The following is a 17,041-nucleotide window of genomic DNA, read 5'->3' as shown; positions in this document are numbered from 1 at the left end:
CATGCAGGATTTTTCCTGAAAAAATCAACTTGCAGGAATCCATCCACTCGTGGTATGGTTTGAACGATTATATTATAAATAGGGGTGTCATCATGCGTTTAAGAAATAAACCTTGGGCTGAAGACCGTTTGAATGATTTTCCACAATATGTAATTCAGCAGCCAGTGAGCCATAAAGGTAAATGGCATGAAGTTTTCGGTAACGATAATCCGTTATATATTGAAGTGGGTACGGGCAAAGGCCGATTCATCACAGAAATGGCAAAAGCCCATCCTGATGTGAATTTCATTGGAATTGAAGTATATGGAAGCGTCATTGTAGCTGCATTGGACTTGCTGATTGAAGCGGATGTTCCAAATCTAAAGCTGTTGAATGTTGACGCAGCGAACTTGGGGGATTATTTTGCAAAAGGTGACGTGGATCGCGTCTACTTGAACTTTTCTGATCCGTGGCCGAAATCACGTCATGCAAAACGCCGGTTAACGTATAAGACCTTCCTCGAAGTATATGAAGGCATCCTGCCAGACAATGGCGAGATCCACTTCAAGACGGATAACCAAGGGTTATTCGAATCTTCCTTGAAGAGTATTTCCGAATACGGCATGCTCTTGAAATATGTAAGCCTTGATCTGCATAACAGCAATTTTGAAGGCAATATCATGACTGAATATGAAGAAAAGTTCTCGAGTAAAGGCAACCGGATATACAGATTGGAAGCAATGTTCCAATAATCATAAACAGATAAAAAATCAGGTGCACAGCATCTGGTTTTTTATCTGTTTATCGGGTGTATTTCTATCACAAGGATGACTTGATCGTTATCAATTTCAATATATGGAAGTGGGTGTTAAACTATAGGAAGAGGAGGGGTATAATGGAAAAGATGCAAATAGGGGAAATTAAATTAACATGGTTGAATGGCGGTGTGACTCACTTGGATGGCGGTGCGATGTTCGGTGTTGTACCGAAGCCGCTTTGGTCCAAGAAGTATCCTGTTAACGAAAATAACCAAATCGAACTAAGAACGGATCCGATTTTGGTGCAGGCTAATGGATTGAACATGCTTATAGATTCCGGTATTGGCAATGGAAAGCTGAATGACAAGCAGAAACGGAATTTTGGGGTGACGGAGGAATCCAATCTTGTCGAAGATCTTGGCAGACTTGGGCTTCAGCCAAATGATATCGATTACATTTTAATGACCCATCTACATTTCGACCATGCCTGCGGTTTGACGAAACGTGATGGTGAAACTTGGGTGCCTGTTTTCGAGCGTGCAGAAATCATTACGACCCAAACTGAATGGGATGAAATGAAAAACCCGAATATTCGATCAAAAAGTACATATTGGGCAGAAAACTGGGAGGCTGTCGCTTCTCTTGTACGTCCTTTTGAAGGTGAGCAGGAAATTACGGACGGTATTAAAATGGTCCATACTGGGGGACATAGTGATGGACATGCGATCATCATCATTGAGGATGCCGGGGATAGATTGATTCACATGGCAGATATTATGCCGACGCATGCCCATGCGAATGTCCTCTGGGTCCTCGCATATGATGATTATCCGATGACTTCCATCGAAGCGAAGGAAAAGTGGATGAAATCCGGACTGGAAAATGGGTCTTGGTACAGCTTTTACCATGATGCACAATACTGTGCCATCAAATGGGATGGAACGGGTAAGGAGATAATAGACGAATTGAAACGGAAGCGGTAAAGCAAAAGGAGGACGTCATTTTGACGACCCTCCTTTTATGTTTCAATCATTTTGCGCATTAAGCTCCAATATCGTTCCTGTTGAGGCATCTGCAACAAATTCGAATTGCTCGCGTTTACCCTCTGTGTTTCTGGTGATCCCGCCTTTGTACACTTCATAGTCCAAATCATTTTTTGAATAGTTTTCCGGCTTCATCAAGATCCATGAGCCATATATATTTCCATCTTTTTTGACTGTTTCCTTCACTTGGGCCAAGACTTTATCGGGAGAAGGTTTACTAGATTGATCCAATAGTTGTTTTGTCGCATAGCCCGCAGCAAACCCGGCTGCAGTACCCAGTAAAAACGTTTTCCAATTCATTGATTTCTCCTCCATTGCATTTTTTAAAATCACTTCTTCCAGTATACAGAAGAACGCTTTATTTGACTAATAATTTGAAATTTTACCCATTAACTGATAAATTAGAACTTTCTAGTGTAACACGATGCTAAGTTCTGTAAAATAGTAAGAAACAATACATAGGTAAGGGGTAGAAAAATGAATCATGAGACTTTGGAGCTTTTTAAAACATTGACGGAATTACCGGGAGCCTCGGGAAATGAACATGCAGTTCGGAGTTTCATGAAAAGTGAGCTGGAAAAGTATTCCGATGAAATCGTCCAAGATCGCCTTGGCGGAATATTTGGCGTAAAAAGAGGCAATGAGGATGGTCCGACTGTACTAGTTGCCGGGCACATGGATGAAGTGGGATTCATGGTTACCTCCGTAACGGAAAATGGAATGATCCGCTTTCAGACCCTAGGAGGCTGGTGGAGTCAAGTGCTTTTGGCCCAAAGAGTCGAAATCATAACTGATAACGGTCCGGTCATTGGTGTCATCGGTTCGATTCCGCCTCATTTGCTTGATGAGTCGCAACGCTCAAAACCAATGGATATCAAAAATATGCTGATTGATATCGGGGCGGATGATAAGGAAGATGTTAAGAGGATCGGTATTAAGCCAGGTCAGCAGATTGTACCGATTTGTCCATTCACGCCGATGGCCAATGAGAAGAAAATCCTCGCAAAAGCGTGGGATAATCGTTACGGCTGCGGACTTGCGATTGAATTGTTAAAAGATTTAAAAGGTGAAACGTTACCGAATGTCTTATATTCCGGGGCAACTGTCCAGGAGGAAGTGGGATTACGGGGCGCTCAAACTGCAGCTCATATGATCAAACCGGATCTTTTCTTCGCTTTGGATGCAAGTCCGGCGAACGATATGTCCGGCAGTAAAAGTGAATTTGGTCAGCTTGGAAAAGGGGCACTGCTACGCATTTTCGATCGTTCGATGGTAACGCATCGCGGCATGAGGGAATTCATCCTTGATACGGCAGAGTCGAATGAGATTCCGTATCAATATTTCGTTTCCCAAGGCGGCACGGATGCAGGGCAAGTCCATATTGCAAACGAAGGCATTCCAAGCGGGGTGATTGGCATTTGTTCCCGCTATATTCATACACATGCATCCATGATTCATATTGATGATTATGCCGCTGCACGAGAACTGATTGGTAAATTGGTTCGTTCCTGTGATAAAACGACATTCGAGACCTTGATAAAAAACGGTTGATGGAGGAAGCTGAAATGGAAAGGGATGCTGTCATGAATCCTTTTCCATCAGCTTTTTTTACATAGAAGGAAGGTAATTATATTGAAAATAGCAGTAGGCAGTAAGAATCCGGCGAAAATAAGTGCCGTGCTTGGTGTATATGAAGATGCTAAAATCATTTCGCTTCAAGTGGAGAGCGGGGTCCCGGAACAGCCTTTTTCAGACGAGGAAACGATGGAGGGGGCAATGACACGTGCCCGGAATTGCTTGATTCAAAGTGATGCCGATATGGGTATCGGACTTGAAGGCGGTGTCGTGAAAATGGGACAAGCCCTGTTTCTGTGCAATTGGGGTGCAATGGCCACGAGGGACGGCGAGGTCTTTGTAGCTGCCGGAGCGAGAATCCCGGTACCGGGAATTGTTGCCGGGAAGCTGCTGGACGGTGAAGAGTTGGGCCCGGTGATGGATGCCTTCACAAGGCAAGAGAATATAAGCAAAAAGGAAGGAGCAATCGGCGTATTTACAAATGAGCGAATCACTAGGGGCGAAATGTTCCTTCATATCATGAGGATGTTAGCCGGTCAATACGAATATAAGCTGAAAATGAAAAAGCAGGATTTTTGAATCACTGCCATGGAAAGGCGGGCTTCGAATGATGAAACGAACACTGCCACAACAGAGCAGAATAAGACAGGGTTTTATTGAGCGGCTTTGCTAATATAGTGACAAGGGGTGAGCGGATATGGGGTGGGTTGAATCAATCCAAAAGGCCATCGACTATATCGAAGAGCACTTATTGGAGGACCTGACAATCGAGAGCATTTCCAGGCAGGCGAATGCTTCAGCTTTTCATTTTCAACGGACATTCACCATTTTAACGGATATTTCCATTGGTGAATATATCCGGCGTCGAAGACTGACCTTGGCGGCCCAGGAGATTTCATCCACAAATGGCAAGGTCATTGATTTAGCCTACAAGTACTGCTATGACAACCCCGAGGCATTCTCAAAGGCTTTTCGAAGGCAGCATGGGGTATCTCCAAGCGAAGCCCGAAAGTATATGGGGAAGCTGAAATTCTATGAACGCCTGATGATACAGGTTATTCTGAAAGGGGCAAAACCGATGAAATACAATATCCTTGAAAGAGATTCCTTTCAATTGATTGGAATCAAGCAAGAGTTTTCCTTGGTCAATGAAGAGAATTTGATCGGGATTCCAAAGTTGTGGGAGAAAGTCAATTCGGATGGAACAGGAGATAGGTTAGCGAAGCTGAACAATGGCCAAATAAATGGCTTGCTTGGTGTATGTATCGATAAGCGGGCTGTGGAAAAAAATGAAACGATGGATTATTGGATAGGTGCAGAGTATGCCGGGGAAGCGCCTGAAGAGTTTTCGACCCTTACGATACCGGCTTCCAAGTGGGTTGTATTTGAAGTTCACGGACCTATGCCTGATAGCATCCAACAAGCTTGGAAGCGAATTTTTTCCGAATGGTTTCCTACCAGCGGTCATGAACATGCCGGCACTCCCGAATTGGAAGTATACACGAATGACGACGCTTCAAACCCAGACTATTACTCCGAAATTTGGATTCCCATTAAAAAGAAATAGTGTTCAACCATCAAAATTTATTCGTTTTTCGCTTGCAGGTGAGGTTAGGAATCTAACTTTCTCCTGCAAGCTTTTTATTTGGGTAAACAAAAATCCTTCATACTTGAGCTGGAAGGTTAAGGGACAGGGAGATTTACAGCCCTTCTTCAAAAATATAAGAAAGCACCTTCATGGCTTGGTTCACGGATTCGACCGTGACACTCGCCTTTTCCGATAATTCCTTTAAGGCATGGTGATGGGATTCCGGGCGAATCAAAATAAGCGGTTTACCCAGGGAAACGGCGGTGCTTGCGTCCATGGCAGTATTCCACTGTTTATATTTCTCACCAAACAGGGCGACGACAAGATCGGCTTTTTTCATCAAAAGACCTGTCCGTAAATTATTGATTTGGGAAGCGGCCGCATCCTTCAGGATAGGATTCGGCTGTTTCCCGAGGATATCTTCACCGATATTATCGGAGCGTTCATGATTTTCCATCGGGCTTACGAATTCTAAAGGAAGCTTCAGTGCAGCGGCCTTATCTCTCAACTCGCTTCTCCAATTTGAATGGATCTCCCCAGCAAGATACACGATTAACTTCATTGTTTTCCTCCTCGATAATAAAATTGCTTTCATTGTACCATGTTTTTTAGAAAATGGATGAATTCCGTAAATAAGGATAATATTATCCATATGGTAGTAAAAGAGACGGCTGGAGGAATGACGATGGCTTTATCGAATAAGAATTTTCTTGTTTTCCTGTTGATAAGCAGTTTGATCGTGGGCTGCTCAGGTATCGAAAGACAAACCGAAAAGGCAATGAAGGCTGCTGAAGTGGCTTTTCGTGACGATGAAAAACAGCCCAATCAAGAGGCAGGCCTAATTCAGGTCTATCTGCCAAACGATTTTAAAGTTGTGGAAGAACATGATAATAATTTGATTTTACAAAAAGGTGATAAGATTTATATATTATTTGTCAATCCGAATGAAAAAGAAGACAGCTCCGTGTTATATTTGGCCATAAAGGAACAAGAGGATCAATTTGAAGTACTGCATTCTTTTCAAACCGATGATAAGTTCGGCTTTATTTCGATTAAAGAGATACCGAAAGAAAAGTATGAGCTTGCAGTGGGGATCGGCGGAGTGAAGCTGACAACCGAAACGGATAAAGACCAATTAAAAACCGATGCAAAACAAATGATGGAAATCGTTTCATCCGTGCCCCAGAAATAAGAGGACCAGTGACTTTCAACCGATCCGTATTAATGGTTGATTCCTGGAGACTCTGGTATGATGGGATTATAAAAAATAAGGTGTCATTTAGAGCAGGAGGAATATACAAATGGAAAAATTACAAACAGTAGAGCAATATGATGCATTTAAAAATGAAGGCAAACATATCTTTCTTTTTTCAGCAACATGGTGTGGAGATTGCCGTGTAATCGAACCGATAATGCCGGAGATTGAAACGAAATTTCCTGACTTTACATTCATTTATGTGGACCGTGATGAATTCATCGATGTGTGTGCGGCTAATGATGTATTCGGTATACCAAGTTTCATTGCGTATGATAATGGCAAGGAGCTAGGCAGATTTGTGAGCAAGGATCGCAAAACGCAAGAACAAATTGAGGAATTCATTCAATCACTATAATCAATTTCCCCTTCTCGCTGGGGATTTTTCAATGAAGAGGAGGGTCAGTCATGAAAATGGACAGCACGAAGCTGAAAAATATCTTGAAGGAGCGTTTAAAAGATGAGAATCGCTCATTCAAATTCGATAGCAAGCAAGATACGTTACGGGTGGAAAATGTGAAGACCGGGAAGGGGATCACCATCGAGTTGCCTCCTGTGCTTGCTAACTATGAAAACGTACAGGAAAAGGCCATCGATGAAATTACCTATTACGTGGAAGAGGCCCTGAATGTGATGGGGGAAGAACACAGTATGGAAGGCAAGGAGAAATTCATTTTCCCAGTCATCCGCTCGACCTCCTTTCCAATGGAATCCGAAGAAGGAAATCCGTTTTTATTCGATGAGCATACGGCTGAAACCCGGGTTTTTTATGCCCTTGATTTAGGGAAAACCTACCGTCTTATAGATGAAAAGATGATTCAACGGGAAAATTGGCAGGGTGACAGGATCCGTGAAATTGCCCTATTCAATGCCCGTTCCCTCACCACTGAAATGAAGTCGGATATCGTTGCAGGTAATGCATTTTATTTTTTGAACACGAATGATGGATATGATGCCAGCAGGATTTTAAATGAATCATGGCTTCGGGAAATGAAGGACAAGATCGAGGGAACCATGGCTGTGGCCATTCCCCATCAGGATGTCATCATCATTGCCGATGTGAAGAATGATACGGGCTATGATATTCTTGCGCAAATGGCGATGAGCTTCTTTGCCAGCGGTCATGTTCCGATAACGGCTCTATCATTCCTTTATGAAGAAAATGAGTTGGAGCCCATCTTCATTATGGGTAAAAACAAAAAGCCTGAACAATAATGAATCACAAAAGGATCGTGTCAGCATCTGGCAGCGGTCCTTTTAAAGTTTAATAGAGTTTATAACTCAGAGTTGATATTTATTTTTTAATCGGCGATAATATAATTGGAATATTTTGAGAATATAAAAAGAACAAGCGGATGAACGTTGTGGGAGAGTGCAAGCATTGAGCCACCGAAGGAGCAAGTTCCAAAAAGATCCCTTGGAGCAAATCTCTCAGGTAAATGGAACCGCAGCTGGACGCAGCTCTGGAGAGTGCGCAGGAAGCAGTGTGCCACCAAAGGGGAAATCTCCATGACCAAAAATGGAGCTAAACTCTCAGGTGAAAAGGACAGAGAAGGGGAGCGGTAAGTTTACGCAATCCTTCACTGCCCTTTTTTAATTGGCACTTTGTATCGGAAGGCATGCACCGAACATGGAACTACTAATATGCTCAACTTGAAATAAGGGGGAGAATAAACGTGAACGTGAAAAGCAAATTAATGAACATGCTGGAAGCCCGTAAAGGGGAAATGGTTCAAATCCGCCGTCATTTACACGAGAACCCGGAACTATCCTTCAAAGAAGAAAAAACGGCACAATATATCATTGATTTTTATAAGGGTAAGGATGTGTCGATTCAAACGAATGTAGGAAATGGATTAGGGATCATCGTAACGATCGAAGGCGGAAAACCTGGGAAAACGATAGGTCTCCGTGCGGATTTCGATGCGTTGCCGATTACAGAAGAAGCGGATGTCCCGTTCCGTTCAAAAAATGAAGGTGTCATGCATGCCTGCGGACATGATGGGCATACCGCTTATTTATTGGTTCTGGCAGACTGCATCAATGAGCTTAAAGATTCCCTATCCGGTACGATTAAAATAATCCATCAACATGCAGAAGAAACACCCCCAGGTGGAGCAAAGAGCATTATGGAATCAGGGTTTTTGGATGAACTTGATGCCGTTTTTGGAATCCACTTATTTCCGTCCCATCCTGCAGGGGTTGTCGGGTATCACGGCGGCTATTCGATGGCTGGACGGACCTATTTCAAGCTGGCGATTAAGGGTGTAGGCGGCCATGGTTCGTCCCCGCATATGGCCAATGATGCCATTGTGGCAGGCGCCCATTTCGTGACAGCCGTACAAACCGTGATCAGCCGCCGCTTGAACCCTTTTGATATGGGCGTGGTCACAGTCGGCTCCTTCGATGGAAAAGGAAGCTTTAATGTCATTAAAGATCGTATAGAAATTGAAGGGGATGTCCGTTATATGACAGCAGAGACCCAACAGCTGATCGATAGGGAAATCCACCGCATCGTTAAAGGGATAGAAACGGAATTTGATGTTCAGTGCGAACTAACATATGTGCCTGATTATCCTCCGTTATATAATGACCCTGAATTGACTGGATTCGTGAAAAATAGTCTGGAAAGCATGAAAGACCAAGATATTAAAAAGGTTATGGAATTTCCGGTTTTCTCTGGTTCAGAGGATTTTTCGTATTATGCAGAAAAGATTCCTGGCTGCTTCTTTTACATTGGCTGTAAACCAAAAGGGGTGGAGAAGGCATATTTCAATCACCATCCCAAATTCGACATTGATGAAGATGCCCTTTTGATCGCATCCAAATCAGTGGCCCAAGTTGTATGCGATTTTTATGAATGGGAATAGTTCCATTGGTATATTTGTTTGCAAAAAAGTGCAGAAACCCACAAAACACCGTTCGGTATTAACGAACGGTGTTTTATGGGTTTCAGGATGCCACCGGAGGTTTCGTGAAGGATGCTTCAATGAATTGACCAGTCTGCTTCTTGCGCCGCATGAAAACTTAATCTCTTTGTAAACGCGATTTAACAGCGGTGTTTTATTTAAATAGTAGACTAAGGGCTAATGTTATTTCACGAAGTGCAGGTTTAAACTCATACCAGAAGGGGTTTAATAGGGTAGGAGTTCTGCGAAATACGTTAAGTTAGTAAGAGTGCGATAAAAAAATAGATACTAATCCCAATTTAGCTTAAATTTTCTCGATATTTTTAAAATAACTGGTAGAATTAGTTACATAACTACAGATGTAGAAAGAGTGATAGTTTTGAAATGGCTAAATAAGATGAAAAAATGGTTCCAAGCAGAGGAAATTATTGAAATTGAAGAGATTATTATAGATGAACCGCTTGATGAAGAGACATTAAGGAAAATGGATTTTTCAAAGCTTGCGAAGTCAAAGGAAGAAGAAATAAAGGTTTACAATCAAAAAGTGGAAAAAATGTCGCAGACGCCAGACCCTGATACGAAAATCCTGTTTCAATATCCAAAAGGGCAGTTCAAGTTTCCGCTCATTCCAGATCGTGAACAGAGCAAAAGAAAGCCTAGGGAAAGAAACAGGGAAGATCATGAACCCAAAAAGGGGAGCGCGGCCAAAGAAACAAGAAGGCCTGTGAGGGATCCTGAACCAAAACGGAGAAACTTCGAACGGGAGGAAGTCTCAAAAATAGTCCCTTCAAATACTCCATTCCGTCCGACGGAAATCCCTTCACCCATTTATGGGTTCCGTCGTCCGGAAAAAAAAACAGTCGTTTCTGAAGAAATTGTCGAATATGAATTAGAAAGCAAAATGCCCGTCCTAAAAAAGGAAGAACCCGATATCGGGATTCCAGCATCGATTCCTGAAATTCCAAAAGAAGTGTCACATGAGGAATTGACGACAGAACCATCCGTTCTTATACCGGAACAAGCGGAAGAAAAACTGGAAGATTCAGAGATACCCGCTTTCTTTCGCAGGAATTCCATTGAGACACTGCCAGAACAAGCAGTAATCGAGCCCAACATAATTGAGCCTGCGGTGGAAAAAGAGGCTATTGAACAGGACGAAGTAGAATTTGGACGCGAAGTCGCTGTATCCATCATGGAACAGACGGACGACACACCGCCTGAAGCGATATCGGTTCCTGGGGAGATTGCTGTACAATCAAATCAACCATCCGTTAGTCAAGGGACAATGCCTGAAGACCCATCTGAGGCAATACCTGAAGTGCAGCACAAACGTCCGAAAAAACATATCCCATTTAATGTGATGATGCTTAAGCAAGATCGGAAAAATAATGACTTCATGAATAAAATGATGCCGGAAAAAAAAAGCCTTAATTCGGAAAGGGCAGTAGTATCACCTGATAAGCGGCCAATGGATGATTCTGCCCAAACAGAGGCAGGACAAGCGAAACCAACCGCCATTCCTGAACGGAAACAGGAGGAAGGCAGAGTTATTCCGAAAGAGCAGACTCCGGCCATATCACTTACCTTTTCGGACGCTAAGGTTGGTTCCGAAACCGTCGCTGCTGTGCCTGAAAATACAGTCGAATCCAACATCGGTTCCAACCCTAAGCCGCTCTTGGAACAGGAATCCCCGATTTCTGGACACGGGTATCAAGAAGCAGTATATACAGAGGCAGCGGCAGAAGGCAGTAAGGGCGAAATCCCGGCAGTTTTTGGCTCCGTCGAAGCGGATGAAAATGAAAATCCATACTATGTGTTTCCTAATATCGAATTGCTGACACCTCCCACTTATGCTGTGCATGATGATGTGTGGCTCGAGGAACAGACATTATTACTTGATGAGACATTGAAAAATTTCAATGTCCGTGCAAAGGTCGTCAATGTCACTCAAGGACCGGCAGTAACCCGTTTCGAGGTGCATCCGGAACCGGGAGTGAAGGTGAATAAAGTGACGAACCTGATGGATGACATCAAACTAAGCCTTGCTGCTCAAGATATGCGGATGGAAGCGCCTATTCCGGGTAAACATACAATTGGCATAGAGATTCCGAACAGGAAAAGCAAACCGGTATTTTTGCGGGAGGTTTTGGAAAGTACTGAGTTTCAAGAGCATGAATCACCGCTTGCTGTGGCCTTAGGGCTCGATATATCCGGTCAGCCAATCATCACCGATTTGAGAAAGATGCCGCATGGATTGATAGCCGGGCAAACGGGGTCGGGGAAAAGTGTCTGTATCAACACCATGCTGGTAAGCTTGCTTTATAAAGCGACACCGCAGGAGTTGAAATTGCTGTTGATCGATCCGAAAATGGTTGAGCTCGCCCCATATAACCGGATCCCGCATTTGGTCAGTCCAGTCATAACCGATGTAAAAGCCGCTACGGCTGCGTTGAAGTGGGCTGTAGAGGAGATGGAACGGCGTTATGAATTGTTTGTACATGCCGGTGTCCGTGATATCACCCGCTTTAATGACCAAGCGGAAAAAGCCGGTCAATATTCAAGCAAGCTGCCTTATATCCTGGTGATCATCGATGAGCTTGCAGATCTAATGATGATGTCCCCGGCTGATGTAGAGGAAGCAATTTGCCGGATTGCCCAAAAGGCCCGTGCCTGCGGCATCCATTTGATTGTAGCCACTCAAAGACCTTCAGTCGATGTCATAACTGGATTGATCAAGGCAAATATCCCGACAAGGATCGCTTTTTCGGTTTCTTCACAAGTCGACTCCCGTACGATCATCGATAGCGGCGGTGCAGAAAAATTATTGGGAAGAGGAGATATGTTATTCGCTGAAAACGGCTCTTCAAAAACGGTGCGCCTGCAAGGGACTTTTGTTAGTGATGAAGAAATCGACCAGGTCGTTAACCATGTTAAACTGGAGCAGCAGCCAAAATACCTGTTCGAGCAGGAAGACTTGCTGAACAGGGCCCAAGTCACGGAAGAAGCGGATGAACTGTTTTTCGAGGCCTGTGAATTTGTCGTGAGCCAGCAGGCTGCATCTGCTTCTAGTGTCCAAAGGCGCTTCCGTGTCGGTTATAACCGTGCATCGCGCCTAATAGAAATGATGGAGCAACATGGAGTAGTTTCCGAATCCAGGGGTTCAAGGCCCAGGGATGTATTGATTACGGAAGAAGAACTGGAATTTTTACATGTTAATTAAGAGAACCTAATAAAAGGAAATTGTATATAATGTGAAGGGGTGAAAACCCTTTTTTATCACTTTAATTAAGGGAAAAGCCAATGATTTGATAAATTGGCATCTGCCTGACATGGATGAATGAATAAAAAAGTGATATAATAGTTTTTTGTTGATGAATGATTGAAAATATAAGCTTGAAAAACCTATGAAGAAATTGCGTTACTAACAAGTCTCGTAATGAAAAAACAAATAAAAGATGACGTCATATACTGTCATACAGGTAGACGATTGGTGGAGGTTCGCTTTATGACTGCTTACCATTTTGTGGGAATTAAAGGGTCGGGTATGAGTGCTCTTGCACAAATACTGCATGATATGAATATTGAAGTGCAGGGTTCCGATTACGAAAAAGAATTTTTTACACAATTGGCATTAGAAAAAGCCGGGATTAAAATCCTTCCTTTCAACGAGGAAAATATTCAACCTGGAATGACCATCATTGCAGGAAATGCGTTTCCGGATAGTCATCCGGAAATCGTGAAGGCAAAAGAACTTGATTTGCCGATCATCCGTTATCACCGTTTCCTAGGTGATTTCATGAAAAACTTCATCAGCGTGGCGGTTACGGGAGCGCATGGTAAAACATCGACGACCGGCTTACTTGCCCATGTGATGGGGGGCGCTAAACCGACATCCTTCTTGATTGGGGATGGAACGGGTAAAGGAATCGTGAATTCTGATTACTTCGTATTCGAAGCATGTGAATATCGCCGTCATTTCCTTTCCTATTATCCGGATTATGCAATCATGACGAATATCGATTTTGATCATCCTGATTATTATGCCAATGTCGAAGACGTGTTCGAGGCTTTCCAAACGATGGCCCTTCAAGTCAACAAAGGCATCATTGCGTGCGGGGATGATGAACATTTACCACATATTCAGGCGAAAGTACCGGTTATTTTTTACGGATTTGCAGAAGGAAATGATTTTCAAGCAAAAAATGTTTCCGTCACTCCGGATGGCACGACTTTTGATGTGCATGTAAGGAACAATTACTATGATACATTCACTATTCCTACTTTTGGAAAGCATAATGTGTTGAATGCACTTGGTGTCATTGCACTTTGTAAATATGAAAACTTGGATACGGAAGCTGTGAAAGCCCAATTGCGGACTTTTGGCGGAGTTAAACGCCGGTTCTCAGAAAAGGAAATCGGAAGTCAGATCATCATTGATGATTATGCACATCATCCGACCGAGATCTCTGCAACTGTCGACTCGGCGCGTCAGAAATATCCAGAGCGTGAAGTTGTTGCGGTATTCCAGCCGCATACTTTCTCGAGAACTCAGGCTTTCCTTGATGAATTCGCCGACAGCTTGAATTTGGCCGACAAAGTATACTTATGTGAAATTTTTGGATCTGCTCGTGAACATCAAGGGAAGTTATCGATTGAAGACCTTCAAGATAAGATTCCCGGAGCCGAGCTGATTACGGAGAACACAACATCAATATTGCAAAATCATGAAAACAGTGTCGTGTTATTCATGGGTGCAGGGGACATTCAAAAGTTCCAAGCAGCCTATGAGCATTCACTGCAGGTAAAATAAAAAAAACGATCGTCCCGTTAGAGCGGGTCGGTCGTTTTTTATTGGTCTTTACGTTATTTTAAATTTTCTGGATTTAAATTTTCCAGTTCCGGTAAAACGAAGCGTCCGTCCTTACGTATCAAGACGTCATCAAAATGTATTTCCCCTCCGCCATATTCAGGCCGCTGGATATTGACCAGGTCCCAGTGAATGTCTGAATGGTTTCCGTTAAAGGCATCATCATAGCATTGTCCGGGAGTGAAATGAAAACTTCCATCAATTTTTTCATCAAAGAGGATATCTTGCATCGGGTGTAGAATATAAGGATTTACACCAATTGCAAATTCACCGACATATCGTGCGCCTTCATCAGTATCAAAAATTTTGTTGATGCGTTCCGTATCATTCGCAACCGCTTCAACGATTTTTCCATCCTTGAATGTTAACTTCACGTTTTCAAAAGTAAAACCCTGATAAGGGGACGGAGTATTATACGAAATAACTCCATTGATGGAATCTTTAACCGGAGCCGTATATACTTCACCGTCAGGAATGTTCAGCTCACCCGCACATTTGATGGCTTTAATGTCTTTGATGGAGAAAGTTAGGTCCGTACCGGGCCCAGTTAAGCGGACCTTATCCGTTTTATCCATCAATTCAACAAGGTTGTCCATCGCTGCGCTCATTTTGCCATAATCGAGGTTGCAGACTTCGAAATAAAAGTCTTCGAATGCTTCTGTGCTCATTTTGGCTAATTGGGCCATGGAATTTGTCGGGTAGCGAAGCACGACCCATTTTGTTTTTGGCACGCGGATATTTCTATGTACTTTACCGACTGTCTGTCCATGAATCGCCATCTTCTCTGAAGGGACATCGGAATGTTCATTGATATTATCCCCGGCACGAAGCCCGATATAGGCATCCATCTGGTTCATTACGTTTGCTTCAAACTCACCCATCATCTTGTACTGTTCTTCTTTGGCACCCATCAGCAAGGCACGATCCACTTGGTGATCCTTTAAAAGGACGAATGGGTAACCACCTGCTGCATAGGCTTCATTCACAAGTGCGTTAACAAGCTCACGCTGCAAACCAAAGTTTTCAATCAAGATTTTTTCACCTTTTTGAAGCTTCACGGAATAATTGATTAAGTTTTTGGCCAATGTTTCAATTCTGGGATCTTTCATAAAAAATACCTCCATTGTTTAAATTCGACTTATCTTTTCTATCATACCCGATTTCCTGCCATAAGTGTGACCCATGAACTTACGGAGGAACTGGATGCAGACAACAATATTTCCAGATTAGGGTTTGATAGGGTATATTGAAAAAATAAATACGTTTATAATATTAGGGAAGGGGTAATTAATATCTAACAGCTATTAAATAAGTCGATTTTTTTCGGAGGTGTTCCAATGGAGATTATTTTATACGTAAGTGCTGCTGTTGCAGCGATAGCTTTTTTGGTACTCGTTATTTTCCTAACAAAGGTACTGACATCACTTCAAACTACCCTGGACAGTGTGGCCCGGACGCTGACAGGACTAGAGAGCCAAATGCAGGGCATAACGCTCGAAACTACTCAGTTATTACATAAAACGAATACGTTGGCTGAAGATTTGCAGCACAAGTCAGAAAACCTGAACACGGTGGTGGATGCGGTGAAGGATGTAGGCACATCCATCTCCAGCTTCAATTCTTCCATCCAAAAGGTTTCCCATAAAGTGCAGGCTGAGATTGATAATAATCAAGACCGAATCTCACAAATTGTACAATGGAGTAATGTTGCCATGGAGATCAGAGACAAGTGGAAGGCCAGAAGCAAACAGGCTGCCCCGACTCCAACCGAAAGGGCGGAGTTAGAAAGGGAAGCGCTTGAAACAGATAACCTGCCTAAAAAAAGGTTTTTACGTTCTAGATCCTAAAATCTAGTTAAATAAAAAATGAACTGAAAATTGAAAGGGGAATGTATTATGACTCAAAAAGAATTTGCGGCAAAGGACTATCAGAAATCTTATGAGGACGAACGCGACTCGATCAATTCGAAGGACTTTATGATTGGCGCCTTGATCGGCGGGATGATCGGAGCGGCTACAGCATTGTTCATGGCTCCGAAAACAGGCAAGGAATTAAGGAATGACTTCAATGAACAAGCTAGAAACATTTCCGAGAAAACAGAAAGATTAAGACAAACGGCAATGGAAAAAGGTACAGTCCTTGCTGATACTGCAAAAGAAAAAACAAGCTCCGTCACGGAAATCGTTTCCAATAAATCTTCGAATATCGTCAACAAAGTGAAGAGCCTGAAAACAGGAAAAGAAAACGGCGACGCTGCTGATGATACAACGAATTCAAGCAATAAGGATATTGATGTAACCGGAACTACCGATGCTCCTATCGTATCCGTCGAAACGAACTTTGCTAACGGCAATGATTCGGAAAATAATTCAGCAGATCCTACAAGCGGAAACAAGAATGCGGCAAAATTAAAACTTGATGAAGCGAAAAAGGCATTTGATGAAACGGAGAGTAAACTAAAGAATTAAACTCCCTGGCTTCTTTAATGGGAATGAAGAGTCATTAAGGGACGAAGAATAAGGCGGTGAAGTGCTTCGATGGCTTCATCGCCTTTTTGATGGTAAAATTTATATGACAAGGAAAGGAGACTGCTATATGGTCATGAGCAAAATCGAAACAGAAGAACAATTCAATGAGCTTCTAAAAGAGGATACATTCCTGCTTTTCAAGCATAGCGTAACATGCCCTGTCAGCGCTGAAGCATTTGAACAATATGAGAGGTACATCTTAGGGAACGAACAACTTAAAACAGCCTATTTGGCCGTCCAGGAAGCTCGTCCACTATCCAATTATGTAGCAGAAACCTTTGAGGTCAAACATCAATCACCTCAGGCCATCCTTTTTAAAAGTGGAAAACCTGTCTGGAATGAATCTCATTGGCGGATTACATATGATTCATTGAGCAAGGCCATTACAGAATGAATGGAAGGCTGGATCCCTTTGGTAAGGGGTCCGGCCTTTTATTATTCCATTGATTGGCGGGCCTAAGGATGTTAATCCTGGGGAAACCTTTTCTAGGAAGGCCTTTCCGTAAAACCTCTTTAAACATTTCTCGGCTTCGGACAAG

General features: G+C 42.9%; 17 protein-coding genes and 1 riboswitch. Of the genes, 14 read left to right on the top strand and 3 right to left on the bottom strand.

The window, feature by feature from the left end; all coding sequences use genetic code 11:
• Positions 1 to 92: 92 nt before the first annotated feature.
• Complete coding sequence (trmB, locus tag ACIROD_RS07030) at positions 93 to 731, top strand: tRNA (guanosine(46)-N7)-methyltransferase TrmB (RefSeq protein ID WP_101222974.1); 639 nt, start codon at positions 93 to 95, stop codon at positions 729 to 731.
• A gap of 143 nt (positions 732 to 874) precedes the next feature.
• Positions 875 to 1,720 (top strand): YtnP family quorum-quenching lactonase, encoded by an 846-nt coding sequence (locus ACIROD_RS07025; protein ID WP_402938986.1) that lies wholly within the window; start codon positions 875 to 877, stop codon positions 1,718 to 1,720.
• Positions 1,721 to 1,762: 42 nt separating this feature from the next.
• Here ACIROD_RS07025 and ACIROD_RS07020 read toward each other — a convergent pair whose 3' ends face one another.
• Positions 1,763 to 2,080 (bottom strand): PepSY domain-containing protein, encoded by a 318-nt coding sequence (locus ACIROD_RS07020; protein ID WP_101222972.1) that lies wholly within the window; start codon positions 2,078 to 2,080, stop codon positions 1,763 to 1,765.
• Positions 2,081 to 2,257: 177 nt separating this feature from the next.
• On the opposite strand from ACIROD_RS07020, the gene ACIROD_RS07015 reads away from it, so the two are divergent.
• The 3 genes from ACIROD_RS07015 (at position 2,258) to ACIROD_RS07005 (ending at position 4,922) form a co-directional block, all read left to right on the top strand.
• Entirely contained in the window at positions 2,258 to 3,331 is a 1,074-nt protein-coding gene (locus ACIROD_RS07015; RefSeq protein WP_053535952.1) for a M42 family metallopeptidase, read from the top strand.
• Between the two features lie 81 nt (positions 3,332 to 3,412).
• On the top strand, positions 3,413 to 3,934 hold the full coding sequence (locus tag ACIROD_RS07010; RefSeq protein WP_101222970.1) for a DUF84 family protein: 522 nt from the start codon (positions 3,413 to 3,415) through the stop codon (positions 3,932 to 3,934).
• A gap of 118 nt (positions 3,935 to 4,052) precedes the next feature.
• Positions 4,053 to 4,922 carry an AraC family transcriptional regulator gene (locus ACIROD_RS07005; protein WP_402938981.1) on the top strand — a complete coding sequence of 290 codons (870 nt, stop codon included), beginning with the start codon at positions 4,053 to 4,055 and terminating at the stop codon, positions 4,920 to 4,922.
• Positions 4,923 to 5,055: 133 nt separating this feature from the next.
• Here ACIROD_RS07005 and ACIROD_RS07000 read toward each other — a convergent pair whose 3' ends face one another.
• Positions 5,056 to 5,505, bottom strand: coding sequence for a YtoQ family protein (locus ACIROD_RS07000; RefSeq protein ID WP_402938978.1), 450 nt, complete (start codon positions 5,503 to 5,505; stop codon positions 5,056 to 5,058).
• A 123-nt stretch (positions 5,506 to 5,628) separates the two neighbouring features.
• Between ACIROD_RS07000 and ACIROD_RS06995 the strand changes: the two genes are divergently transcribed.
• From ACIROD_RS06995 to murC, 6 genes are all read left to right on the top strand, one after another.
• A complete protein-coding gene (locus ACIROD_RS06995; RefSeq protein WP_101222967.1) occupies positions 5,629 to 6,135 on the top strand; it encodes a hypothetical protein in 507 nt (168 codons plus the stop codon).
• 109 nt (positions 6,136 to 6,244) lie between these two features.
• Complete coding sequence (locus ACIROD_RS06990) at positions 6,245 to 6,556, top strand: thioredoxin family protein (RefSeq protein ID WP_101222966.1); 312 nt, start codon at positions 6,245 to 6,247, stop codon at positions 6,554 to 6,556.
• A gap of 50 nt (positions 6,557 to 6,606) precedes the next feature.
• Positions 6,607 to 7,413, top strand: coding sequence for a DUF1444 domain-containing protein (locus ACIROD_RS06985; protein WP_101222965.1), 807 nt, complete (start codon positions 6,607 to 6,609; stop codon positions 7,411 to 7,413).
• A gap of 140 nt (positions 7,414 to 7,553) precedes the next feature.
• A riboswitch (glycine riboswitch) is annotated at positions 7,554 to 7,656 on the top strand.
• A 224-nt stretch (positions 7,657 to 7,880) separates the two neighbouring features.
• A complete protein-coding gene (locus ACIROD_RS06980) occupies positions 7,881 to 9,068 on the top strand; it encodes an amidohydrolase (protein ID WP_230176852.1) in 1,188 nt (395 codons plus the stop codon).
• A gap of 418 nt (positions 9,069 to 9,486) precedes the next feature.
• A complete protein-coding gene (locus ACIROD_RS06975; RefSeq protein ID WP_402938973.1) occupies positions 9,487 to 12,327 on the top strand; it encodes a DNA translocase FtsK in 2,841 nt (946 codons plus the stop codon).
• Between the two features lie 285 nt (positions 12,328 to 12,612).
• Positions 12,613 to 13,917 carry a UDP-N-acetylmuramate--L-alanine ligase gene (gene murC / locus ACIROD_RS06970; RefSeq protein ID WP_101222964.1) on the top strand — a complete coding sequence of 435 codons (1,305 nt, stop codon included), beginning with the start codon at positions 12,613 to 12,615 and terminating at the stop codon, positions 13,915 to 13,917.
• 53 nt (positions 13,918 to 13,970) lie between these two features.
• On the opposite strand, the gene ACIROD_RS06965 is transcribed toward murC, so the two are convergent.
• The gene (locus tag ACIROD_RS06965) at positions 13,971 to 15,083 is read right to left on the bottom strand and encodes an aminopeptidase (protein ID WP_260358334.1); all 1,113 of its coding nucleotides are present in this window, start codon (positions 15,081 to 15,083) and stop codon (positions 13,971 to 13,973) included.
• Positions 15,084 to 15,311: 228 nt separating this feature from the next.
• Here ACIROD_RS06965 and ACIROD_RS06960 point away from each other — a divergent pair, with 228 nt between their 5' ends.
• The 3 genes from ACIROD_RS06960 to ytxJ all read left to right on the top strand — a co-directional run bounded on the left by ACIROD_RS06960 (position 15,312) and on the right by ytxJ (position 16,896).
• Positions 15,312 to 15,821, top strand: coding sequence for a DUF948 domain-containing protein (locus ACIROD_RS06960; protein ID WP_101222962.1), 510 nt, complete (start codon positions 15,312 to 15,314; stop codon positions 15,819 to 15,821).
• Positions 15,822 to 15,869: 48 nt separating this feature from the next.
• Positions 15,870 to 16,442: a YtxH domain-containing protein gene (locus tag ACIROD_RS06955; protein WP_230176732.1), complete on the top strand. Its 573-nt coding sequence runs from the start codon at positions 15,870 to 15,872 to the stop codon at positions 16,440 to 16,442.
• A gap of 127 nt (positions 16,443 to 16,569) precedes the next feature.
• Entirely contained in the window at positions 16,570 to 16,896 is a 327-nt protein-coding gene (gene ytxJ, locus ACIROD_RS06950; RefSeq protein WP_054400017.1) for a bacillithiol system redox-active protein YtxJ, read from the top strand.
• Positions 16,897 to 17,041: the final 145 nt, after the last annotated feature.

Source organism: Peribacillus sp. NPDC101481 (assembly GCF_044767165.1).
Taxonomy (GTDB): Bacteria; Bacillota; Bacilli; order Bacillales; family DSM-1321; genus Peribacillus.
The sequence above is the reverse complement of the archived record's forward strand: the minus strand, read 5'-3'. Positions and strand labels throughout refer to the sequence as shown.